Source organism: Neorhizobium sp. 05N33 (genome assembly GCF_056397445.1).
On record NZ_JBFTNK010000005.1, the window covers coordinates 162,613 to 184,094 of the forward strand.

The following is a 21,482-nucleotide window of genomic DNA, read 5'->3' on the forward strand; positions in this document are numbered from 1 at the left end:
TCTCGATCCAAGCTGGCTCCTTCTCTATGTCGCTTAGCGATTTTCGCGTCGAATGCACAGATGCTCTTATTGAAATATGCCTTGCTGGTGCGTTTGCAATGAAAATCCCCGCTGCCTTTCCGCGATGCCATCGTGGCACGTCCAAATTGTGGCGAGTTCTATAACGGTCCGGCAGCGCTCGTCGCCAAACGTGATCACGAAAATAGTGACTTGCAAATTGCAAGTTACATATGCCACAAGGCTGCGTCTCGCCGGGGAAGAAACCCATGAAACGAACAGGTCCTATCGATACCGGATGCCCGGTGTTGCGCAGTCTCAAACACGTCGGCGAGGTCTGGAGCTTCCTGATCCTGCGCGATGCACTGGCAGGTGCAACACGTTTCGACGAATTCCAGCGCAACCTCGATATTGCCCCGAACATCCTGACCAGCCGGCTGAAGTCGCTCGTCGAATCCGGGCTGATGGAACGGCGGCGCTATTCCGAACGGCCGCCGCGGGACGAATACCACCTCACGCAGCGCGGCCGCAACTTCAAGCCTGTGGTGCAGGCGCTGCTTGTCTTCGGAAACCAGCATTTCGCGCCGGAGGGCGAAAGCGTGGTGATCGTCAACAGGGAGACCGGCGAGCAGGCCGAACCGGTGATGATCGACCGCCGCAGCGGCCGGCCGCTGAGCGATCCGGTCTTCACCAGCGTGGCCGGCCCGGCGGCGAGCGAGCGCATCCGCCGTCGTTATCGATCCGTGAACCAGTTATTGCCACATAGAGAGGCTGATCGATGAGTGCCGTGACCACCGAAGCCGTCGAGGCGGCGCCTACCTTCGACGACGCCACCGCGGCGCCGATCAATCCGCGGACCCGGGAGCTGCTGCAGGATCCGATCCTGCCGATGCTGATCCGGCTCGCATGGCCGAATATCCTGATCATGCTCGCCCAGGCCTCGACCGGTCTCATCGAAACCTGGTGGGTTTCGCATATGGGCACCGCGGCGCTGGCGGGCATGGCCCTCGTCTTTCCGGCCGTGATGCTGATGCAGATGATGTCTGCCGGCGGTTTCGGCGGGGCGATCTCGTCTGCCATCGCCCGTGCGCTCGGCAGCGGCCGGCGCGGGGATGCCGACCTGCTTGCCTGGCATGCCGTCGTCGTCAATGTCCTGCTCGGACTGCTGTTTTCGGCGATCATGCTCGCCTATGGCCGGCCGATCTATCGGGCGCTCGGCGGCGAGGGGCCGGAACTCGAGGCGGCCCTCATCTATTCCAACGTGGTATTCGGCGGCATGATCTTCGTCTGGCTGATGAACGGCCTGGCGAGCGTGGTGCGCGGCACGGGCAATATGCTGTTCCCGGCGCTGGTTACCTGTGTCGGTGCCGCACTCCTCGTGCCCGTATCGCCGCTTCTCATTTTCGGCTTCGGTCCGTTCCAGGGGCTCGGCATCGCCGGCGGCGGTCTGGCCCTGGTGCTCTACAGTTTCGGCAGCACCGCGGTGCTTGCCTGGTACATCCTCTCCGGCCGCAATCTCGTGCGCTTCGGCGTCGGTCCGCTCCGCTGGACGATGTTCCGGGATATCGTCCGCCTCGGCGCTGCCGCGGCGATCAATTCCGTTCTCACCAATGTGACCATCGGCATCGCCACGGCTCTGGTCGCGACCAAGGCGGGTGTTTCGGCAGTGGCTGGGTTCGGTACCGGCGCGAGGCTCGAATATCTGCTGATTCCGGTAATCTTCGGCATCGGTGCGCCGATGGTGGCGCTTGTTGGCACCAACATGGGCGCCGGCCAGAAAGACCGGGCGATGCGCATCGCGTTCACCGGTGCTGCGATCGCTTTCGTCATCACCGAAGTGATCGGCCTGATCGCGGCGATCTTCCCCGTCGCGTGGATTTCGCTGTTCAGCGAGGAGCATGGAGCGATAGATGCGGGAGTCGCCTATCTGCAGATCGTCGGGCCGGTTTATGGTTTCTTCGGCGGCGGGCTGGCGCTCTATTTCGCCTCTCAAGGCGCGGGCCAGCTACTCTGGCCACTTGCCTGCGGTTTTCTGAGACTCGCCATTGCAGGTCTCGGGGGCTGGCTGGCGCTGGAATTTACCGGATCGCTCAACGGTTTGTTCTTCGCGCTGGCAGTTGGTCTGGTTGCCTATGGCGGGATCCTGTTCCTCGCCATCCGCTCCGGTGTCTGGTTCCGCGGAAAGGCCGCCTGATCAGCCGGAAAGAAATTCGGCGAGTGCGGGAATATCGCGCCGGGCGAGGAATTCCTCGGCCGGCGCCTGCAGCAGGATCTGGCCGTGGTCGATGAAGATCGCATGGTCGGCCAATCGGCCCACCTCATCCGGGTCGTGGGTCACGATCAGCACCGTATTGCCCGTCTCGCGATGCAGGTCGATGAGCAGGCTGGCCATCGAAAGCCGGAGGCCGGGATCGAGTGCGGCGAATGGCTCATCCATCAGCAGAACCGGTTTTTTGCGCACCAGAGCCCGGGCGAACGCGGCACGCTGCCTTTCGCCGCCGGAAAGCGTCCCCGGCGTCCGTTTTTCAAAGCCGCTCAAGCCCACGCGTTCCAGCGCCTGCGATATCGCGGCCCGGTCACTGCCGGAAAGCTTCAGCGACGGGCTGATGCCGAGGCCGATATTGGTGGCGAGGTTCAGATGGGCGAAGAGGTTATTATCCTGAAAGACCAGCGATACGGGACGCTCGGAGGGATGTTTCTCCGTCACGTCCTCGCCGGCGATCAGGATACGGCCGCGATCGGGCGTCCCGAAGCCGGCAACGAGGTTGAGGAAGGTCGATTTGCCGGAGCCGGATGGGCCGGTAATCGCCGTCACGGCGCCGGCTGGCAAAGCACAGTCGAGGTGGAGTTCCTTGGTGCCGAGCTTCAACTCAACCTTGTCCAGCGTGATGCCGTCAGTCATGGCTCGTTTCCTTGCGGCCAGCCGTGCCGATCATCGTCAGCGCCAGGCAGATGATGCCGAGGATGAGCGCCAGTCCGTCCGCGTCATTGGTTCGATAGCTGGATAGCCGGCTATAGACAAGCCAGGGGAGGGTGGTGAGCTCGCTGGAGCCGAACAGCGCCACCGCGCCGAGATCGCCCAGCGACAGCGCCATGGCGAAGGACAGCGCCGTCAGCAGCGGCCTTGCCAGAACCGGCAGGTCGATCCTCCATGCCCGTGAAAAGCCGGAGAGGCCGAGGCTTGCCGACAGCCTGCCTGTCCGCTTGCGGTGTGTTTCGACGGCCGGGGCCAAAACGCGCATCACGAAGGGAAGCGCCATCAGCATGTTGATGATCGCCACCAGTGCCGGGGCGAAGCGCGCCACATCGCCGAACGGGCGCAGCATCAGGAACCAGCCGGTACCGAGCACGACCGGCGGAACGAGCAGCACCAGCGAGGACATCCCACCCAAGGACAGGGAAAACGCCCTGGCAGTTCCGGCGGGCCTCTTCATGTCGGCTATTGCCCCGCGTCCGGCAATGATAGCCAGGGAGGTCAGGACGGCAAGCAGGCCTGCGGAAAGCGCGATCGTGAAACTGGTCCAGGCGGCGCGCAGGAAGGCGGGGCTGGTGGCGAGGCTCCAGAGATTGGCCTGGGCGCCGGCACCGACGATCGAGGCAAGCGGCAGGATCAGGAATATCGTTGCAAGCAGGATAGACAGCACATCCCAAAGCCGTGCGGGCAAGGTCCGGCCATCGAACCGGCGTGTCGCCCGGCCGGCCGTGATGCCAGCGTCGTCAGGGGCTGGAAAAAGCGAAATCCCAATCAGGATCAGCGCCGTAATGCCGATCTGCAGCAGCGACAGCGCTATGGCGCGGGGCGGATCGAAATCGAAACGCAGCGACTGGTAGATCGCCACTTCGAGCGTGGTCGCAGCCGGCCCGCCGCCGAGCACCAGGACGAGCGTGAAGCTCGTGGCGCACAACATGAAGATCAGGCCGGCAATGCCGGGGATGACGCGGCGGGCCGCCGGCCACTCGATGAAACGGAAAACAGAGAAGGGCTTCATCCCGAGGCTGGAGGAGAGCAGCCAGTATTCCGCCGGCAGGCGCTCCAGCGCGGCAAGCAGCAGCCGCGCGGCGAGCGGCAGGTTGAAGAACACATGTGCCAGCAATATGCCGGAAAGCCCATAAATGCTGACCGGCTGTTCGAAACCAAGCTTCAATAGTAGGCTGTTCATCACCCCTTGCCGGCCCCAGATGCCGATCAGGCCGAGCGCGCCGATCAGCACCGGCAGGCCCATCGGCAATGCCATGAGCCGGATGACCCATACACGGCCAGGAAAGCGCGGGCGGCGGGCAAGCGCGAGTGCGACGGGAAGGGCGAAGACGACCGATAGCAGCGTCGAAAGAACCGCCTGCAGCAGGGTGAAGTGCAGGATCCGCCAGGTATAGGCGGTGAACAGCCGGCTTTGGGTGTTGCCGGCGTCCCAGGAGAGAAGGGCGGCAACCGCGATGCCGACGAAGAGGGCGATGCCGGCGAGGCTCAGCAGCCCCCAGCCTATCCCGCGTCTCCGCTCGGCCCTCGTCAGCATCGGATCAGTTCAGGCTCATGGCGGTCAGCCACTCGTCGATCCAGGCCTGCCGGTTCTTGGCCACCTCCTCCGACCCCATCAGGAAAGTTTTCGTTGGCTGCACCAGTTTGTTGAACGCATCCGGTAGCGGCTGGGAGGTCTTGACGGCCGGCATCATCCAGTTGGTGGTCGGGATGACGTCCTGGAAGGCCGGCGAGACCATGAACTTCAGGAACTGTTTCGCCAGGTCCTTTTCATTCGCCCCCTTCAGCATGCCGGCGACCTCGATCTGGATATAGTGGCCTTCGGAGAAGGAGGCGGCCTGATAGCGGTCCGTCTTCTCCTCGACCATGTGATAGGCGGGCGAGGTCGTGTAGGAAAATACCATCGGCACTTCGCCCTTGGTGAACAGGCCATAGGCCTCCGACCAGCCGGGCGTGACGGTGAGCACGCGTTTCCTGAGCTTCGCCCAAGCCTCTGGCGCCTGGTCACCATAGACCGATTTCACCCACAGCAGCAGGCCGAGACCGGGGGTCGAGGTGCGCGGGTCCTCGATGGCGATCTTCTGCGCCGGATCGCCGTCCACCAGTTCCTTGAGGCTTTTCGGCGGGTTCTTCATCGCCTGCATATCGTAGACAACGGCGAAATGGCCGTAATCGTAGGGGATGAACGTGTCGTCGCTGTAATTGCCGGGGACCTTGGCGGCCGAGACGTCGAGCCCGTGCGGCTCGAACAGACCGGTCGCCTTCGCCTCGGAGATCAGGTTGGTATCGAGGCCGAGCGCGATATCGGCCTCGGTGCCTTTGCCTTCCAGCTTCAGCCGCGTGAGAAGTGCCACGCCATCGGCGACACCGACGAAATTGAGCTTGCAGGCGCAGGTCTTTTCGAACGCCTCTTTCACCTTGGGACCCGGGCTCCAATCGGAGATGAAGCTCTCGTAGGTGTAGACGGTCAGCGTCTTTTGCTGCGCTTCGGCCGGCGCGGAAAGGGAAAGGGCGGCAGCGGCCGCGAATATTGAAAGAATGGTCCCACGCATCAGCGTCTCCTCGTTTGGTGACAAAGGGGAATAGGCGCTGATGAAGAGCCGTCTAATCCCTCCGCCGGTGTTAACCGGATCAGGTTCCGCGGGTTGGCCAGAGGCCTCTCAGCCGCACGAAAACGTGCGGCACCCCGTTAGAGCAGGATCAGATTTAGCGGCGAGGCGAATGGCTGGCAAGAGGCGGTCTGCGGCCGGCTCAAGGCGCATTCGGCGGGAGCACCATGGCTCAGTGGTTTTGCGGAAACACTTTCAGTTCACGCGGGACGATGGCCATGCCGCCGAGCCGGTTGGCGACGGCGTAGTCGATCGTCTTCTCGACTACGTCAGGCATAACCGGTTTGGTGAGGACGCCGAGCGAGCCTTTGACACCGTCCTCCACATCCTCCGGATTACCGGTCATGAAGACGACGGTGATGCCATATTGCTCGGCAAGCTCCCGGCCGATCTCCGGACCGGTCCGGCCGTCCGAAAGATTGACGTCGACCAGGGCGATATCGGCATAGGCGGCGAGCGCCAGGGCATGTTTGCGGGCATTGGCAAAACCGGCGACTTTCAGGCCCATGGCTTCGATCGTCTCGGCAACATCGAGCGCGATCAGAAACTCGTCTTCGACAATCATAACTCTTTGATTCATCGCCTCAGTGGCCAGCCGACGACGCGTAACATTTGTCAGCATTGGATGTCCCCATTCGGTTGATCGGTTCCTGGCAGGCCGATCCGTCCCCGGGACATTTCGACCACTACTCACACCCCAGAACGCCCCGGGACATCATATGTTCCGCTCCGCGACAAATATTTTTTCAGCTAACTATCTGTTAAGCTTAACAAATCGCAAACTAGCCTTCAATTTCCTCACGCAGCATCTCAAGTTCCAGCCATTCTTCTTCCATTTTGCTGATACTTTGGCGCAGCTTTTCCATCTCCGCAGCCAGCGTGTTGAAGGCGGCGGGATCCTTGGTGAAGAGGTTGGGATCGGCCATTTTCTTCTCGCGGGCGGCGATCTCGGCCTCGGCCTTCGCCATTTCCTTAGGCAGGTTCTCGAGCGCGAATTTCTGCTTGAAGGAAAGCTTGCCTTTGCCCTTGGGCGTGCCGGAAACCGATGCCGCGGTATCGGTTTTTGCCCTGTCAGCTTTTTCCGTGCGGCGCCTTTCCTCCAGCGCACCCTTCCGCTGCGCCAGCATATCCGTGTAGCCGCCGGCATATTCGATCCAGCGGCCGTCCGGAGCGTCCGGATTTGCGGGCGCGATGGTAGAGGTCACGGTGCGGTCGAGAAAGTCGCGGTCGTGGCTCACGAGGATGACGGTGCCGGTATAGCCGGCGACGATTTCCTGCAGCAGGTCCAGCGTCTCGATGTCGAGGTCGTTGGTCGGTTCGTCCAGTATCAGGAGGTTGGAAGGCCGCGCCATGATGCGGGCGAGCATCAGCCGGGCGCGCTCGCCGCCCGACAGGTTCTTGATCGGCGTCCTGATCTGCTCCGGCTGGAACAGGAAGTCCTTCATGTAACCTGCGACATGCCGCTGCTCGCCGTTGACAAGCAGCGTCTCGCCGCGGCCATCCGTCAGATAGTGGGACAGGGTGTCCTCGGGGTCCAGGTCTTCGCGCTTCTGGTCGAGCGTTGCAATTTCCAGGTTGGTGCCGAGCTTGACGGTGCCGGTGTCGGGCGCCAGCTGGCCGGTCAGCATTTTCAGGAGCGTGGTCTTGCCGGCGCCGTTCGGGCCGACGAGACCGATGCAGTCGCCGCGATGCACGCGGATCGAGAACGGCGCGACGATGATCCGCTCGTCGTAGCTCTTGGTGATGTTTTCGGCCTCGATGACCAGCTTGCCGGATTCACGGCCTTCGCTGACGCTCGCCTGCACCGTGCCCTGCGGTCCCTTGTGGCCGCGGTAATTGCCGCGCATCGTCTGCAACTCGCCGAGGCGGCGCATGTTGCGCTTGCGGCGGGCGGTCACGCCGTAGCGCAGCCAGTGTTCCTCGCGCTCGATCGCCTTGCCGAGCTTGTGCTGCTCCAGCTCTTCCGCCTCCAATACCTCGTCGCGCCAGGCTTCGAATTCGCCGAAACCGCGGTTGAGACGTCGTGATGTACCGCGGTCGAGCCAGACCGTGGCGTTCGAGACCTTTTCGAGGAAACGACGGTCATGCGAGATCACCACGAGCGCGCTTCTCGTCTTGCGCAACTCGTCTTCCAGCCATTCGATAGTCGGCAGGTCAAGGTGGTTGGTGGGCTCGTCGAGCATCAGGATGTCCGGCTCGGGCGCCATGACCCGGGCAAGTGCTGCGCGTCGGGATTCTCCGCCGGAGAGCGTGTTCGGGTGTTCCTGGCCGGTGAGGCCCAGATGTTCGAGCAGGTAGGTGACGCGATAGGGATCGTCGCCCGGGCCGAGGCCCGCTTCGGCATAGGCCTGCACCGTCGAATAATCGGCGAAATCCGGCGCCTGTTCGAGATAACGGATGGTCGAGGAGGGATGGCGGAACACCTCGCCCGACTGGGGCTCGACCATGCCGGCGGCGATCTTCATCAGCGTCGATTTGCCGGAACCGTTGCGGCCGACAAGGCAGATGCGGTCGCCCGGCTCTACCTGCATGCCGGCGCCGGCGAGAAGCGGCGCGCCGCCGAAGCTCAGGAAAATATCGTCAAGTTTCAGAATTGGGGGCGCCAACAGTCAGGCTCCTGTAAAGTCGTGGGGGCGGGCAAGGATCATCGCCCTGCCGCTCTTTAGATGGAATTCTACTGGGCCTTCTGCAACGTTCGAGACGGTGCGCGAAGAGCCGAAGGGAAGTGAGAAGTTGTCGAGCGGATACCGTGCGCCGATGATATCGAGCCCTTCCAGGTCGGAAAAACCTATGACCGAAAACAGCGAACCCTTCGGCAGGTCCAGTGTCCTTGTGCCCGGCAGCAGCGGCACGGCCTCCTCGTCACCCGACGTCAGCAGGATATCGAGGTCGCGTTCGGCCAGGCTCATGGCATGAAAGAGGTGCTGAAGCGCATGGTCGCTGCGCTCGCCACCGAGCGCGCCGGCAAGGATCAGCCTCGTCGCGCCGCGTTCGATCGCTTCCGCCGTCGCGATCTCGCCGTCCGTCTCGTTCTTGGTCGGCGGAAAGGCCTGCCGCTCGACCTGCGGGAACTGCGCGATCAGCGCGGCGTCGGAGGAGTCGAAATCACCGACCCAGAGTTCCGGCTTCACGCCGAGTGCTGCCGCATGGCGCATGCCGCTATCTGCCGCGATGAAGCGGCTGCCGGCGATCGTGTCCCGCAAGCGGTCGGTGACGCGCAAGTTGCCGCCGAGCAGAATGGTGAAGGTCGAATGGGTCATGCGCATTGCCCATAGCGCAAAGCCGGTGGAAAGGGAAAGCTGTTGCACCGCCTCGGGCGAGCTTTTAGTTTGCGGCGCGTTCACCGATCGGGATCACGAGATGCAGTTTCAGGGTACAGCGGACTATATTGCCGACAAGGATCTGATGGTGGCCGTCAATGCTGCGATCCGGCTCGAACGTCCGCTGCTGGTGAAAGGCGAGCCCGGCACCGGCAAGACCGAGCTGGCGCGGCAGGTGGCTGCCGCCCTCGGGCTCGATCTGATCGAGTGGAACATCAAGTCCACCACCAAGGCGCAGCAGGGGCTCTACGAATACGATGCCGTCTCGCGGCTGCGCGACAGCCAGCTCGGCGACGAACGCGTCCATGACGTGGCCAACTATATCCGCCGCGGCAAGCTGTGGCAGGCCTTTGCCGCCGACAGGAAGCTCGTCCTATTGATCGACGAGATCGACAAGGCCGACATCGAGTTCCCGAACGACCTGCTGCAGGAACTCGACCGCATGGAATTCCATGTCTACGAGACCGGTGAAATGGTGCGCGCCAAGGTCCGGCCGATCGTCATCATCACCTCCAACAACGAAAAGGAACTGCCGGACGCCTTCCTGCGCCGCTGTTTCTTCCACTATATCCGCTTCCCGGACGTGGATACGCTCGCCCGCATCGTCGAGGTCCATTATCCCGGCATTAAGCAGACGCTGGTGCGCAATGCGCTCACCCAATTCTACGAAATCCGCGAGATGCCGGGGCTGAAGAAGAAGCCCTCGACCTCCGAAGCGCTCGACTGGATCAGGTTGCTGGTCTCCGACGATGTCGATCCGTCGGACCTGCGCGGCGACGTCAAGAACGCGCTGCCGAAGCTGCATGGCGCTCTCCTCAAGAACGAGCAGGACGTGCATCTCTTCGAGCGGATGGCCTTCATGGCGCGGCGGGAGCGCTGAGCGGAAGATTATGCTCCCATTGACGCCGGTCGTAGCAAGGCGTATTTGAACTCCCGAGAATTCGTGGTGATTTGGCCGGCCGGCTTGCAGCCACGTTAAAAAAGTCGCTAAAGGGCCGCGAGAAGATGTCTTCCCACGGACCGGTCGCGATTTATCTTGCCGCCGGTTTTATTTTTGTTGGGTTGAGACATGCCGATCAAGATTCCCGATACGCTGCCCGCATACAGCACCCTCGTTTCCGAGGGCGTCCGGGTGATGACCGAAACCATGGCGGTGCGGCAGGACATTCGTCCGCTGCAGATCGGGCTGCTCAACCTCATGCCGAACAAGATCAAGACCGAGCTGCAGATGGCGCGCCTCGTCGGCGCCTCGCCGCTGCAGGTCGAATTCTCGCTGATCCGCGTCGGCGGCCACAAGGCCAAGAACACGTCGGAGGATCATCTCCTTTCCTTCTATGAAACATGGGAAGAGGTGAAGCACCGCAAGTTCGACGGTTTCATCATCACCGGCGCGCCGATCGAGATGCTTCCCTTCGAGGACGTCACTTATTGGGACGAGATGAGACAAATCCTCGACTGGACCGCGACCAACGTGCATTCGACCATGAATGTCTGCTGGGGCGCGATGGCAGCGATCTACCATTTCCATGGCGTGCCGAAATACGAGCTCAAGGAAAAGGCGTTCGGCGTCTATCGCCACCGCAATCTCGTGCCGTCCTCGATCTATCTCAACGGTTTTTCGGACGATTTTCAGGTTCCGGTATCGCGCTGGACGGAAGTCCGCCGCGCCGACATCGAGAAGAACCCCAACCTCGAAATCTTGATGGAATCCGAGGAAATGGGTATCTGCCTGGTGCACGAGAAGGCCGGCAAGCGGCTCTATATGTTCAACCATGTGGAATACGACTCCACCTCGCTGGCTGACGAGTATTTCCGGGACGTCAATGCCGGCGTACCGATCAGGATGCCGCATAACTACTTCCCGCATAACGACGACACGCTGACGCCCTTGAACCGTTGGCGCAGCCATGCACATCTTCTGTTCGGCAACTGGATCAACGAGATCTACCAGACCACCCCCTATGATCCGGAGAAGATCGGTACTGAGTAGGTTTTCGACGCGATGTTCATTCCCTTCTTCCTTCACCTCAAAGAAGCGAAGATCCCGGTAACACTCCGGGAATTCCTCGACCTTCTGGAAGGGGTGGAAGAAGGGATCGCGGATTTCGATGTCGAGGCCTTCTATTTCCTCGCCCGCACGGCGCTGGTGAAGGACGAGCGGCATATCGACAAGTTCGACCGGGTCTTTTCGTCCTATTTCCGCGGGCTGGAAATGGTCTCCGGGGAGCCTGGCCTGGATGTCGCCAGCATTCCCGAAGAATGGCTGCGCAAACTCACCGAAAAGCATCTGACCGACGAAGAGAAGAAGCTCGTCGAGTCGCTCGGCGGGTTCGAGAAGCTGATGGAGACCCTGCGCCAGCGGCTCGAGGAGCAGAAGGGTCGGCATCAGGGCGGCTCGAAATGGATCGGCACCGGCGGCACGTCACCTTTCGGCGCTTATGGCTATAATCCGGAAGGCGTGCGGATCGGCCAGGACCAGTCCCGCCACCGCCGGGCGGTAAAAGTGTGGGACAAGCGGGAGTTTGCCGATTTCGACGACAAGGTTGAGCTCGGCACCCGCAACATCAAGCTGGCTCTGAAGCGGCTGCGCCGCTGGGTGCGGGAAGGGGCGGTCGAGGAGTTCGATCTGCCGGGCACGATCCGCTCTACGGCCGAGCACGGTTATCTCGACGTCCAGACCCGGCCGGAACGGCGCAACGCGGTGAAGCTGCTGATGTTCTTCGATGTCGGAGGCTCGATGGACGACCATATCCGGGTGGTCGAAGAACTGTTCTCGGCCGCCCGCGCCGAGTTCAAGCATATGGAGCATTTCTACTTCCACAACTGCCTCTATGAAGGCGTGTGGAAGGAAAACGGCCGGTCGGAGCGGACGCCGACGCTCGATCTGATCCGCAGCTATGGCGCCGACTACAAGGTGATCTTCGTAGGCGATGCGTCGATGAGCCCCTACGAGATCACCCATGCGGGCGGTTCGGTGGAGCACTGGAACCAGGAGCCCGGCGAGTCCTGGATGAGGCGCGTCACCGAGCATTTCCGCCGCTGCGTCTGGCTCAATCCGGTGCCGCAGGATCATTGGAGCCATACGACCTCGATCGGCGTCATGCGGCAACTGATGACCGAGCGCATGTTCTCGCTGACGCTCGGTGGATTGGAACAGGCGACGCGCGCGCTCACGCGATAGAGCCTTTTTTCTTCTCCGCGGCGTTGCGGGCCGCCGCCAAATCGCGCAGGTTGCCGCAAACATATCGGTGGAGGAGCCATCTCATGGCGGATCAGAATTTCGAAGTTTTCGGCACCACGGAAAAGGGCGAAACCGTCTATCGTGTCCGGATTTCAGGCGGCGGGCTCACCGCTAACGTCATCACCTGGGGCGCGGTGATCCAGGACCTCAGGCTCGACGGCCATCAGCCGCCGCTTGTGCTCGGTTTCGAGCGGTTTGAGGACTACCTGAACCATTCCCCATATTTCGGCGCGACGCCCGGCCGTTCGTCCAACCGTATCGGCGGTGGCCGTTTCACGCTGGATGGGAAGCAATATCAGCTGGAACTGAACGAACGGGGCGTGACCCATCTCCATGGCGGCTCGGACGGCATCGGCCGCAGCAACTGGACGATCGTCGAGCATGCTGCCGACAAGGTGGTGCTGCGGATCACCGATCCCGATGGCCGTGCCGGTTATCCGGGAAACTGCACGATCACGGCAACCTACCAACTCAAGAATGACGGCGTTCTTTCCGTCGTCTACCAATCCACCACGGATCAGCCGACGCTCGCCAATATCTGTCAGCATACCTATTTCAATCTCGACGGCCGCGAGGATGCGCTCGATCACGACATCATGATTGCCGCCGACCATGTGCTCGTCTTTGACGACAAGCAGGTCCCGACCGGCGAACTGATGGCGGTCGCGGGCACGCCTTTCGACCTGCGCGACATGGGGCCGATGAAGCGGTTCGACGGCGACGCCCAGGTCCTGTTCGATCATAACTTCTGCCTGTCGCCGGAGCGAACGGCCAAGCGTTCCGTGGCTTTGGCGCGCAGCATCCATTCCGGCGTGTCGATGGAAGTTCGCACCACCGAGCCGGGCGTACAGCTCTATGCGGCCTTCAAGCTGTCGCAGATCCCGGCAGAGGGCCTCGATGGACGCCGGTATGGGGCTTTTGCCGGGTTCTGCCTGGAAACCCAGGTCTGGCCGGATGCCATCAATCACGCCAACTTCCCGAATGCGGTGCTGCGGCCGGGCGAGGTGCTGCTGCAGGAAACGGACTATGTCTTTTCAAAGCAATGACGACGGTGGGCGGCGCCGGAGCCCAGCTCACGCCTCCATGTCAAAATAATTCCCGGCGTTCAGACGGGCTTGCTTCGGTCTCCATGTAAAATCGGTGAGTTCAGTTGTAACTCTACCGCGGCGCACGCCGAAGCAAAGTTATTGCTTCTCGTTTTACATTGTGGAACGCAATGGCATTTTGACATTAGTTAAATTTCAACCGATTTCGACATAGTTTTCTTCAGGATTGGCATTGCCGCCCGCCGGGCGGCTGCCCTCTGCTTTTGCAGGGCGCAATTTCGAGGGACATATGAACGAGATCAGCATCAGGAAGCCATTGTCGAGACGGCTTACCTTCTTCGGTTTTGCAGCGGTGCTTTTCGCGAGCGTGGTAATCGGCTGGCTTGCATGGGAACGCCAGTCGAGCATGACCGAGCAGGCGCTGCAGACCGAGCTTGATAACGATCTCGCGGCAATCCAGGACGACATGGCCGCCCAGGGGCGTGCGGCCTCCGCGCTGGCGCTGACGATCGCCTCCCTGCCGGAAACCTCCCCGCTCATTCTTGCCAACGATCGGCAGGGCGTGCTCTCCCGCTTCGCCAGTCTGAAGAGCGTCAAGGACGCGAGCGGGCTTGAAATGATCACCTTCAGCTCCGCAGCGGCCGATGCGGTTGCCCGCGTGCATGATCCGGATGTCTTCGGCGACAATATCAAGGCGCGCCGCAAGATGGTGGCGACTTCACTGAGCGACAAGAAACTGGTGGTCGGCATCGAGACCGGCCGCACCGCCGTCAGCCTGTTTGCAACCGCCCCGGTCGTCACGGACGGCAAGGTCGTCGGCGTGGTGGATGTCGGGCTTAAGCTCGTCGATGCCTATTTCTCCCGTCTGACCAAGAAAGCGAACGCTTATGTCACGCTCTACACCAAGGGCGCCGACAAGTTCGACAAGCAGGCGTCCACCTATGGCGGCAATCCGATCCTGAGCGGCGCTGAGCTTCAGGAGGCCTATGACAAGGGCTCGGTGCGGCGTTATGCCGATATCGGCGGCAAGCACTATGCCGTCGAGGCGGTGCCGCTCCTCGACTTCTCGGGCGCCAAGGTCGGCGTTCTCGAAATCGCCTCTGATATTACGCCGCTGGTCACGGCCAGCGAGACGGCGCTGTGGATGACCGCACTCGGCACCGTCGTCGTTTCGATCCTGTCGCTGATCGGCTTCCTGATCTTTGCCCGCTCGCTCGGAGGCACGGTCCGTCGCTTGACCGTGACAATGACGAAGCTTGCCGGCGGCGATCTCGGCGCCAAGGTGGAAGGCCAGGAGCGCCAGGACGAGATCGGCGCCATGGCGCGTGCCGTCCAGGTCTTCAAGGCATCCGCCGAGGAGAATGTCCGGCTGGAGCAGCAGGCATCTGAGGCCCGCGAGGCGCAGGAACATCAGCGCCAGCGCCAGTCGGCGATCGACAGTGCCAAGGGCGAGGATCTGCGCGCTTTCGTCCATGCGATCGAGGAGGGCTTCAACCGGCTTGCCGGCGGCGATCTGACGGTCCGCATGGACGGTGCCGTCGCCGCAGAATTCGAGCCGATCCGCGCCAAGTTCAACAGTTCGGTCGGCAATCTCGAGGAGGCGATCGGCTCGGTCGTCGGAGCCGTCGGCACGATCCGCGCGGGTCTGCAGGAAATCTCGATCGCCTCCAACGATCTCGCCAAGCGCACGGAACAGCAGGCCGCAAGCCTTGAAGAGACGGTTGCCGCTCTCGGCCAGGTGACCTCGGCCGTCAACGACAGCGCCAGCGGCGCAAGCCGCGCCCAGGGTGTCGCATCGCTTGCGCAGCAGAAGGCCCAGCGCGGCGGTGAGATCGTCGCCAGTGCGGTCGCCGCCATGGCTGCCATCGAAGGCTCGGCCGAGCAGATCAGCCGGATCATCGGCGTGATCGACGACATCGCCTTTCAGACCAACCTTCTCGCCCTCAACGCAGGGGTCGAAGCCGCCCGCGCCGGCGAGGCCGGTCGCGGGTTCGCAGTCGTCGCCCAGGAAGTCCGCGGGCTCGCCCAGCGTTCGGCCGATGCCGCCAAGGAGATCAAGACGCTGATCTCGACATCGTCCGCGCAGGTCAAGCAGGGCGTCGAGCTCGTCACCGCTTCCGGCAAATCGCTCGACGACATCGTCGGCGAAGTCGCGCAGATGAGCACCTTCGTCAACACGATCAGCTCGAGCACCAGCGAACAGGCGATGAGCCTGCGCGAAGTGGCGGCCTCCGCCGACCAGATGGACAAGGTGACCCAGCAGAACGCCGCGATGGTGGAAGAAACCACCGCCGCTGCCCAGAGCCTGACGCAGGAAACCGACAGCCTCGCCGACATGATGGCGCGCTTCAAGACGAATGGCGGTGCACCTTCCCAGACCTATGCTTCCGGCGGTTATCGCTCGCGTGCGGCCTGATCGGGCTTTTCGGAATTGACGACGCCGCTGGCCGAAAAGCCGGCGGCGTTTTCCGGTCACGTCGGTTGACGGATGCGGCGCAGTTCACCTTCCAGCAGCGTCATGTTCACTGGTTTTCGGATGGTCGTCCGGTTTTTGAAGCCGTGGTGATCGTCGAGCTGCTCGTATCCGGTGCAGAACAGGAAGGGCACGCCATGGGTCTGCAGCCATTCCGCGAACGGATAGACGGGGGTTCCCCCGAGGTTGACATCGAGGACGGCGACGTCGGGAAGCTGCGAGGCGCCGACCAGGCGCATGGCTTCATCGGTAGTTGCCGCTGGTCCGACGACTTCCCAGCCGCGCGATTCAAGCTCGCTGCAGAGCTCCATGGCGATAAGGGTCTCGTCCTCGACGACAAGTATCCGCCCCGCCGAACCGGCCTCAGACGACTTGAGCGCGACCTCCTCGCCGGAAACCGAGCCGGTTGAAATGTCGGGCCGATAGACGGATCGGGGCAGCGTCGCGACCAGGCACATACCGGTTGGCGGCCAGCTGATGTCAAGTTCGCCCGCCAATTGACGGGTGGCGACTTCCATCACCAAGGTTGAGCCGAAGCCCCTGGACTCCGGCTTCTGCACCGCCGGGCCGCCGGTCTCGGTCCAGCGGAGCTCCAGTTCGAAAGACGGCAGGATGCGCCAGGAGACATCGACGCGCCCTTCCGTGACCGACAATGCCCCGTATTTGACGGCGTTGGTGGCAAGCTCGTGGATGAGGAGGCTGACCGGCTGCACTGTATTGGGGGTGAGAGTGACTGAAGGCCCGCCGATCATCAGCTGGTTGACGCTCTGATAGGCCCGGGTTTCCTCGGTGAGGACCGCTGCGAGATCTCCGCCCTCCCACCGGTTCTGGGCGAGCAACGAATGGGCGCGGCTCAGCGCCGAAACGCGGCCTCGAACTGCAACGATGAAGGCCTCCTTGGTTTCGGCACGGGTCAGGGAGACCAGCGCCTGCACCACCGCCAGGGCGTTCTTGGCTCGGTGATCGACCTCGCGGGCCAATAGCTGGCGGGAATCCTCGTTGGCTTTGCGTTCGGTGATGTCGCGCAAGATGACCGTTGCCAGCTTTCCATCGCCAATCTGGACCTGCGAAATCGACGCCTCGACGGGGAATTCCTCGCCATTGGCGCGCAGGCCGCTGATCGCCCCCAATGCGCCCATCCGGCGGTTGGTAACGCCGGTCTCTTTGAAGAGGCGGATATGTTCGCCATGCCCATGCCGAAACCGCTCCGGGATGAAACGTTCGATCGGCGAGCCGATCGCATCTTTGCCGGCGATGCCAAACATGCGCTCGGCGGCCGGGTTGAACAGCACGATTCGCTGACCTTCATCGACGGTAATCAGGGCGTCCATCGCCGATTCCACAATCCCTTCCATGCGTCGCCGGCTTTCGAGCAGAGCATCCTCGGCGGCCTTTCGCTCGGTGATGTCGCGCAGGATGACAGTCGCCAGACGCTCGCCGCCGATCTCGACCTGCGAGATCGACGCCTCGATCGGAAATTCTTGGCCGTCCGCGCGCAGACCGCTGATCGCACCGAGTGATCCCATCTGGCGGGTGGTCACGCCGGTTTCGGTGAAACGATGAATGTGCGCCGCATGGGTCGGACGATGGCGTTCCGGCATGAAACGGGAGATGTGCTGGCCAAGTGCCTCGCTGGCCGGCAGGCCGAACATGCGCTCGGCGGCCGGATTGAACAGGATCACCCGTTGCTCGTCATCGATGGTGATGATCCCGTCCATCGCCGAAGCGACAATGCCCTCGAGCCGTTGCATGGTCTCAACGGCGGTTTTCTGGCTCAGTTTCTGGTGGTGTGGGCGAGATTCCATGACGGCACATCTCCATTCAACCACCGAATCACTGGTGCGATCGCATGAGCGGTTGCAACTAATATGCCATCTCGCGCATTCGGTGAACATGCGGGAATCATTAAATTCATGGGGAAAGGGTAATGGAGGGGCAGGCGCCCGCTTTGCATTTGCGAACGGGGCGACGCTGTCGAGCGCCTTCGCCCTGTGGCCGGGCTGGTAGAGTATAGTCTTGAAAGGAAAATTTGGAGCGGGCGAAGGGATTCGAACCCTCGACCCCAACCTTGGCAAGGTTGTGCTCTACCACTGAGCTACACCCGCTCATCAATCCATCGGTCCGTGGTAGTAAAGCTTGACCGTGGCGTCGTGGCTCGTTGCCGGCGACGGGCGCTATATGGCCCAGTCCTTTTTCAAATGCAACAGGGAAATGACGATTGGCGCCAAGAAAAATTGCGATCCCGTCAAAGCCCTTGCAAACCGCCGGTTCCGGCCGGAACCGGCGGTCGCTTCATTCTCAGGAGGCCGGGCAGGCCGCTCCGGATTTCACCCAGGCGCTGATCAGCTCGCCGAACTGGGCCTGCGTGCCCGGCACCGGTTCCCGCCCTGCACCCGGCTTCCAGCCCCAGCCGACCAGTTCGTCATGCGCCATGTGCTCGGCGATCTGATCCATAGTCTTGCCGCCGTTGCGGGCCGGGTCCTTGATCTGCTGGCAGATCTGGGCGAGCGACTTGCCGACCCAGGCCATTTCGATCGGCGCCAGATGCCAGGCGGGATTGCCCGGTATGCTCTTGATCGTATCGGCCTGGCCGACGACCGGCGTGTTTTCCGCGCTGTGGCAGGTGGTGCACTGCATGCCGGGCAGGCCCATGCCGCCGTCGCCACGGAAGACCGGCGGCTGGTGCGGGTGCATGTTGGCGCCCTGCAGCGGCCGGTCGGTCGCCGGGTGACAGTTGACGCAGCGCGGGTGCTGGATGACCTTGCCCGCCTCCTGGAAGAGCGCCACGGAGCGTTCCCGCTCGTTGGCGATCGACTGGAAGGAAGCGGCGGGCTTCAGCGTCTTGGCGTCGATCTTGGCGTCCTGGGCGACCGAGGCGGGCGACAGCAGCGTGCCGGCGCCCACGAACAGACAGAGGGCGGCCACGCCGGTGGTAGCGAGTTTCCAATTCATCGGGATTTGATCCTCAGGCCGAAACGATGTTGACGATAGGCAGCTGCCGGACCGGTGCTCCGGTCAGGCGCCGCCAGGCATTGGCAACCGCCGGGCCGACGGGCGGCACGCCGGGTTCGCCGACGCCGCTCGGCTTTTCGCTCGACTTGATGATCTCCACCGCCACATCCGGCATCTCGTTGATGCGGATCGACCGGTAGTCGTGGAAGTTCGACTGCACGATCTTGCCGCCCTTGGCGAGCGTCACCGCATCGAAGAGGACTGCGCCGAGGCCGTAGCCGATGCCGCCTTCCATCTGTGCCTTGATGACGTTCGGATTGACGGCGACGCCGCAATCGACCGCACACCAGACCTTGTGGACACGCGGTGCGCCTTCCGGGCCGACCGAAATTTCGACGATCTGGCCGACGAAGGTGTTGAAGCTTTCGACCACCGCAACGCCGCGGGCGCGGCCTTCCGGCAGAGGCGAGCCCCAGTTCGCCATTTCGGCCGCCTTCTTCAGCACGCCCGCATGGCGTGGCTTTTCGCCAAGCAGCGCAAGTCGCCCTTCGACCGGATCCTTGCCGATCTTCTGGAACAGCTCGTCCACGAAGGTCTCGACTGCAAAGCCGGTATGGGTGTGGCCGACCGACCGCCACCAGAGCGGCGGGATGGAGAGCTGGACGTTGTGGGCGCTGACCTTCAGGTTCGGGATCGTGTAGGGCAGGTTGGAGGCGCCTTCGACCGAGGTCTCGTCGAGATCGGCCTTGCCCATGATCGATTGTCCGACGATCACCTGTTCCCAGGCCGTGATCTGGCCCTGCGCATTGATGGCGCCGCGCATCCTGTGGGCATACATCGGGCGGTAATAACCGCCGCGGATGTCATCCTCGCGGGTCCACATGTGCTTCAAGGGACGGCTGCGATCGGTTGCGGCATAGACGGCTGCCGCTTCCTGTATGTAGGGCGAGCCGAACTGCGCCTTGCGGCCGAAGCTGCCGCCAGCGAGCTGGGTGTTCACCCTGACCTTCGTTTCGTCGAGCCCGAGGATCTTGGCGGCGACCGACTGGTCCATGCCCGGGAACTGCGCGCCGTTATAGATATCGACCGATCCGTCATCCGCCTTGATGAAAACCGCGTCGAGCGGTTCCATCGGCGCATGCGCGAGGAAGGGGAAGACGATCTCGGCTTCCACCGTCTGCAGGCCCGGTGCCTTGAAAGCGTCGTCGACATTGCCGTTGTTGGCCGCGTCCAGCCCCTTTTCGCCGAAGAGCTTTCGGTAGTCGGCAGCGAGCTCCTCCGACGAGCGGGTCTCGGCCTTGGAGAGATCCCATTCGATGCTCAGCGCATCGCGGCCCTTGAGCGCTGCGAACGTGTTGTCCGCATAAACGGCGACGCCCGACGGCACCTGTTTCACGTCGACCACACCCTGCACCTTGCGGGCTTCTGTATCGTTGAAGCTCTTCACCGTCGCACCGAAATGTTCCGGATGGGCAACGACGGCGATCAGCAGGTTGTCAGGCGTGATGTCGAGCGTGAAGATCGCCGTGCCGTTGGTCTTGCCATGGGTGTCGAGTTTCGGCAGTTCGGTGCCGATCAGCACGAAATCCTTCGGATCCTTGAGTTTCGGTTCCGCGGGCGGCGTCTGGCGGGCCGCCTTTTCGGCAAATGCGCCAAAACCGCTCTCCTTGCCGGAACCGGCGTGCTTGATTCGTCCTTTCTGGACGGTGATCTCGGAGGCAGGCACCTTCCAGTCCTCGGCGGCTGCCGCGACCAGCATTGCCCGCGCGGTGGCGCCGGCCTTGCGCATCTGCTCATAGGAATTGGCAATGGAGCTCGAACCGCCGGTTCCCTGCAGGCCGAACATCAGGTTGGCATAGACCTTGTTGTCGGTCGGCGAGTGGACGGCGCGCATCTGGCTCCAGTCGGCGTCGAGTTCTTCGGCGACGAGCGTGGCAAGGCCCGTGAACGGTCCCTGGCCGAATTCGATGTGCTTGGCGAGCACCGTCACCGTGTCGTCGGTACCGACCTTGACGAAGGCATTCATCGGGGCCAGCGCCGGATCGCCGCCGGCATGCACGCCGGTCGGTGCAGCGGGGAGCATTCTGGGCGCAATCGCGACGCCGATGACAAGGCCGGAGCCGGCGAGGAAAGCGCGGCGGGTGCTGTTGATATCCTGGATTGTCATGGCTCAACCCTCCATCGAGCTGGCGGCATTGTGGATCGCCGCACGGATGCGATGGTAGGTGGCGCATCGACAGATATTGCCGGCCATCGCGCCGTCGATATCGGCATCCGTCGGCTTCGGCACCATCTGCAGCAGGGCGACCGCCGACATGATCTGCCCGGACTGACAGTAACCGCATTGCGGCACGTCGAGGCCGGTCCAGGCGGTCTTGACCGCATCGGCTTCCGTGCCGGAAACGCCCTCGATAGTGACGACCTCCGAGCCTTCGATCGTGGCGATCGGGGCCACGCAGGAACGCCGCGGCATGCCGTCGAGATGAACCGTGCAGGCGCCGCACTGGGCGACGCCGCAACCGTATTTGGTGCCGGTGAGCTTTTCGAAATCGCGGATGACCCAGAGAAGCGGAGTGTCGGGGTCGCCGTCGAACGTTCTTTCCTGTCCGTTGAGCGTGAAGGTGACCATGAGGCAGACCTTTCCGTTAAGAAGCCGGGCGCTGCGCCGGCACTGGAGATTGAGCGGCAGTTATTGGCCGGGGCCGGTATCGAGAGGCGCGAAAAGCCGCGCGGAATAAACTTGAGTTAACTGGAGTAGTTATTATTTATCAATTGGCTACAGGCCGCCGACCGAATAGTCGGAGGCCGGTTCTCCATGTCTGTTTAAATGGTCGCCCATCATTCTGGGTCAAGCGCTTCACGAGATC

Annotated in this window: 17 protein-coding genes, 1 tRNA gene and 2 riboswitches; of the genes, 7 read left to right on the forward strand and 11 right to left on the reverse strand. The window is 62.5% G+C overall.

The genetic code is table 11. From position 1 onward, the window contains the following. Window positions 1–266: 266 nt before the first annotated feature. On the forward strand, window positions 267–779 hold the full coding sequence (locus AC1DLT_RS15580) for a winged helix-turn-helix transcriptional regulator (protein ID WP_477487336.1): 513 nt from the start codon (window positions 267–269) through the stop codon (window positions 777–779). Next, window positions 776–2,191, forward strand: coding sequence for an MATE family efflux transporter (locus tag AC1DLT_RS15585; RefSeq protein ID WP_477487337.1), 1,416 nt, complete (start codon window positions 776–778; stop codon window positions 2,189–2,191). The genes AC1DLT_RS15580 and AC1DLT_RS15585 overlap by 4 nt, the downstream gene beginning before the upstream one ends. Here the strand turns inward: AC1DLT_RS15585 and AC1DLT_RS15590 are convergent, their stop codons facing one another. The 6 genes from AC1DLT_RS15590 to AC1DLT_RS15615 all read right to left on the reverse strand — a co-directional run bounded on the left by AC1DLT_RS15590 (window position 2,192) and on the right by AC1DLT_RS15615 (window position 8,849). Further along, a complete protein-coding gene (locus tag AC1DLT_RS15590; RefSeq protein ID WP_477487338.1) occupies window positions 2,192–2,899 on the reverse strand; it encodes a thiamine ABC transporter ATP-binding protein in 708 nt (235 codons plus the stop codon). Beyond that, window positions 2,892–4,511, reverse strand: coding sequence for a thiamine/thiamine pyrophosphate ABC transporter permease ThiP (gene thiP / locus AC1DLT_RS15595; protein WP_477487339.1), 1,620 nt, complete (start codon window positions 4,509–4,511; stop codon window positions 2,892–2,894). The genes AC1DLT_RS15590 and thiP overlap by 8 nt, the downstream gene beginning before the upstream one ends. Window positions 4,512–4,515: 4 nt before the next feature. Continuing rightward, window positions 4,516–5,526: a thiamine ABC transporter substrate binding subunit gene (thiB, locus tag AC1DLT_RS15600; protein ID WP_477487340.1), complete on the reverse strand. Its 1,011-nt coding sequence runs from the start codon at window positions 5,524–5,526 to the stop codon at window positions 4,516–4,518. Window positions 5,527–5,565: 39 nt separating this feature from the next. Further along, a riboswitch (TPP riboswitch) is annotated at window positions 5,566–5,673 on the reverse strand. An 82-nt stretch (window positions 5,674–5,755) separates the two neighbouring features. Continuing rightward, on the reverse strand, window positions 5,756–6,205 hold the full coding sequence (locus AC1DLT_RS15605; protein WP_038546776.1) for a response regulator: 450 nt from the start codon (window positions 6,203–6,205) through the stop codon (window positions 5,756–5,758). A gap of 160 nt (window positions 6,206–6,365) precedes the next feature. Next, entirely contained in the window at window positions 6,366–8,189 is a 1,824-nt protein-coding gene (locus AC1DLT_RS15610) for an ABC-F family ATP-binding cassette domain-containing protein (RefSeq protein ID WP_477487341.1), read from the reverse strand. A 3-nt stretch (window positions 8,190–8,192) separates the two neighbouring features. Continuing rightward, window positions 8,193–8,849, reverse strand: coding sequence for a thiamine diphosphokinase (locus tag AC1DLT_RS15615; protein ID WP_477487451.1), 657 nt, complete (start codon window positions 8,847–8,849; stop codon window positions 8,193–8,195). A 94-nt stretch (window positions 8,850–8,943) separates the two neighbouring features. Here AC1DLT_RS15615 and AC1DLT_RS15620 point away from each other — a divergent pair, with 94 nt between their 5' ends. From AC1DLT_RS15620 to AC1DLT_RS15640, 5 genes are all read left to right on the forward strand, one after another. Continuing rightward, window positions 8,944–9,783, forward strand: coding sequence for an AAA family ATPase (locus AC1DLT_RS15620; protein WP_477487342.1), 840 nt, complete (start codon window positions 8,944–8,946; stop codon window positions 9,781–9,783). 53 nt (window positions 9,784–9,836) lie between these two features. Beyond that, window positions 9,837–9,914, forward strand: a riboswitch (SAM riboswitch). A 58-nt stretch (window positions 9,915–9,972) separates the two neighbouring features. Further along, complete coding sequence (gene metA, locus AC1DLT_RS15625) at window positions 9,973–10,893, forward strand: homoserine O-acetyltransferase MetA (protein ID WP_477487343.1); 921 nt, start codon at window positions 9,973–9,975, stop codon at window positions 10,891–10,893. Window positions 10,894–10,905: 12 nt separating this feature from the next. Next, window positions 10,906–12,084: a vWA domain-containing protein gene (locus AC1DLT_RS15630; RefSeq protein WP_477487344.1), complete on the forward strand. Its 1,179-nt coding sequence runs from the start codon at window positions 10,906–10,908 to the stop codon at window positions 12,082–12,084. A gap of 83 nt (window positions 12,085–12,167) precedes the next feature. After that, window positions 12,168–13,190 carry an aldose epimerase family protein gene (locus AC1DLT_RS15635; RefSeq protein WP_477487345.1) on the forward strand — a complete coding sequence of 341 codons (1,023 nt, stop codon included), beginning with the start codon at window positions 12,168–12,170 and terminating at the stop codon, window positions 13,188–13,190. A 289-nt stretch (window positions 13,191–13,479) separates the two neighbouring features. Continuing rightward, on the forward strand, window positions 13,480–15,606 hold the full coding sequence (locus tag AC1DLT_RS15640) for a methyl-accepting chemotaxis protein (protein ID WP_477487346.1): 2,127 nt from the start codon (window positions 13,480–13,482) through the stop codon (window positions 15,604–15,606). Between the two features lie 56 nt (window positions 15,607–15,662). Here the strand turns inward: AC1DLT_RS15640 and AC1DLT_RS15645 are convergent, their stop codons facing one another. The 5 genes from AC1DLT_RS15645 to AC1DLT_RS15665 form a co-directional block, all read right to left on the reverse strand. Next, the gene (locus tag AC1DLT_RS15645) at window positions 15,663–17,468 is read right to left on the reverse strand and encodes a PAS domain S-box protein (RefSeq protein ID WP_477487347.1); all 1,806 of its coding nucleotides are present in this window, start codon (window positions 17,466–17,468) and stop codon (window positions 15,663–15,665) included. A gap of 225 nt (window positions 17,469–17,693) precedes the next feature. After that, window positions 17,694–17,768, reverse strand: a tRNA-Gly gene (locus AC1DLT_RS15650). A gap of 193 nt (window positions 17,769–17,961) precedes the next feature. After that, complete coding sequence (locus AC1DLT_RS15655; RefSeq protein ID WP_477487348.1) at window positions 17,962–18,615, reverse strand: Isoquinoline 1-oxidoreductase subunit; 654 nt, start codon at window positions 18,613–18,615, stop codon at window positions 17,962–17,964. Window positions 18,616–18,628: 13 nt separating this feature from the next. Continuing rightward, window positions 18,629–20,782 carry a xanthine dehydrogenase family protein molybdopterin-binding subunit gene (locus AC1DLT_RS15660; protein ID WP_477487349.1) on the reverse strand — a complete coding sequence of 718 codons (2,154 nt, stop codon included), beginning with the start codon at window positions 20,780–20,782 and terminating at the stop codon, window positions 18,629–18,631. A gap of 3 nt (window positions 20,783–20,785) precedes the next feature. Next, window positions 20,786–21,244 carry a (2Fe-2S)-binding protein gene (locus tag AC1DLT_RS15665; RefSeq protein WP_477487350.1) on the reverse strand — a complete coding sequence of 153 codons (459 nt, stop codon included), beginning with the start codon at window positions 21,242–21,244 and terminating at the stop codon, window positions 20,786–20,788. Window positions 21,245–21,482 lie beyond the last annotated feature (238 nt).

Coding starts and splice junctions, on each gene's coding strand:
- AC1DLT_RS15580 (WP_477487336.1), top strand. CDS start 267: ATGAAACGAACAGGTCCTATCGATACCGGATGCCCGGTGTTGCGCAGT.
- AC1DLT_RS15585 (WP_477487337.1), top strand. CDS start 776: ATGAGTGCCGTGACCACCGAAGCCGTCGAGGCGGCGCCTACCTTCGAC.
- AC1DLT_RS15590 (WP_477487338.1), bottom strand. CDS start 2,899: ATGACTGACGGCATCACGCTGGACAAGGTTGAGTTGAAGCTCGGCACC.
- thiP (WP_477487339.1), bottom strand. CDS start 4,511: ATGCTGACGAGGGCCGAGCGGAGACGCGGGATAGGCTGGGGGCTGCTG.
- thiB (WP_477487340.1), bottom strand. CDS start 5,526: ATGCGTGGGACCATTCTTTCAATATTCGCGGCCGCTGCCGCCCTTTCC.
- AC1DLT_RS15605 (WP_038546776.1), bottom strand. CDS start 6,205: ATGCTGACAAATGTTACGCGTCGTCGGCTGGCCACTGAGGCGATGAAT.
- AC1DLT_RS15615 (WP_477487451.1), bottom strand. CDS start 8,849: ATGCGCATGACCCATTCGACCTTCACCATTCTGCTCGGCGGCAACTTG.
- AC1DLT_RS15620 (WP_477487342.1), top strand. CDS start 8,944: ATGCAGTTTCAGGGTACAGCGGACTATATTGCCGACAAGGATCTGATG.
- metA (WP_477487343.1), top strand. CDS start 9,973: ATGCCGATCAAGATTCCCGATACGCTGCCCGCATACAGCACCCTCGTT.
- AC1DLT_RS15630 (WP_477487344.1), top strand. CDS start 10,906: ATGTTCATTCCCTTCTTCCTTCACCTCAAAGAAGCGAAGATCCCGGTA.
- AC1DLT_RS15635 (WP_477487345.1), top strand. CDS start 12,168: ATGGCGGATCAGAATTTCGAAGTTTTCGGCACCACGGAAAAGGGCGAA.
- AC1DLT_RS15640 (WP_477487346.1), top strand. CDS start 13,480: ATGAACGAGATCAGCATCAGGAAGCCATTGTCGAGACGGCTTACCTTC.
- AC1DLT_RS15645 (WP_477487347.1), bottom strand. CDS start 17,468: ATGGAATCTCGCCCACACCACCAGAAACTGAGCCAGAAAACCGCCGTT.
- AC1DLT_RS15655 (WP_477487348.1), bottom strand. CDS start 18,615: ATGAATTGGAAACTCGCTACCACCGGCGTGGCCGCCCTCTGTCTGTTC.
- AC1DLT_RS15660 (WP_477487349.1), bottom strand. CDS start 20,782: ATGACAATCCAGGATATCAACAGCACCCGCCGCGCTTTCCTCGCCGGC.
- AC1DLT_RS15665 (WP_477487350.1), bottom strand. CDS start 21,244: ATGGTCACCTTCACGCTCAACGGACAGGAAAGAACGTTCGACGGCGAC.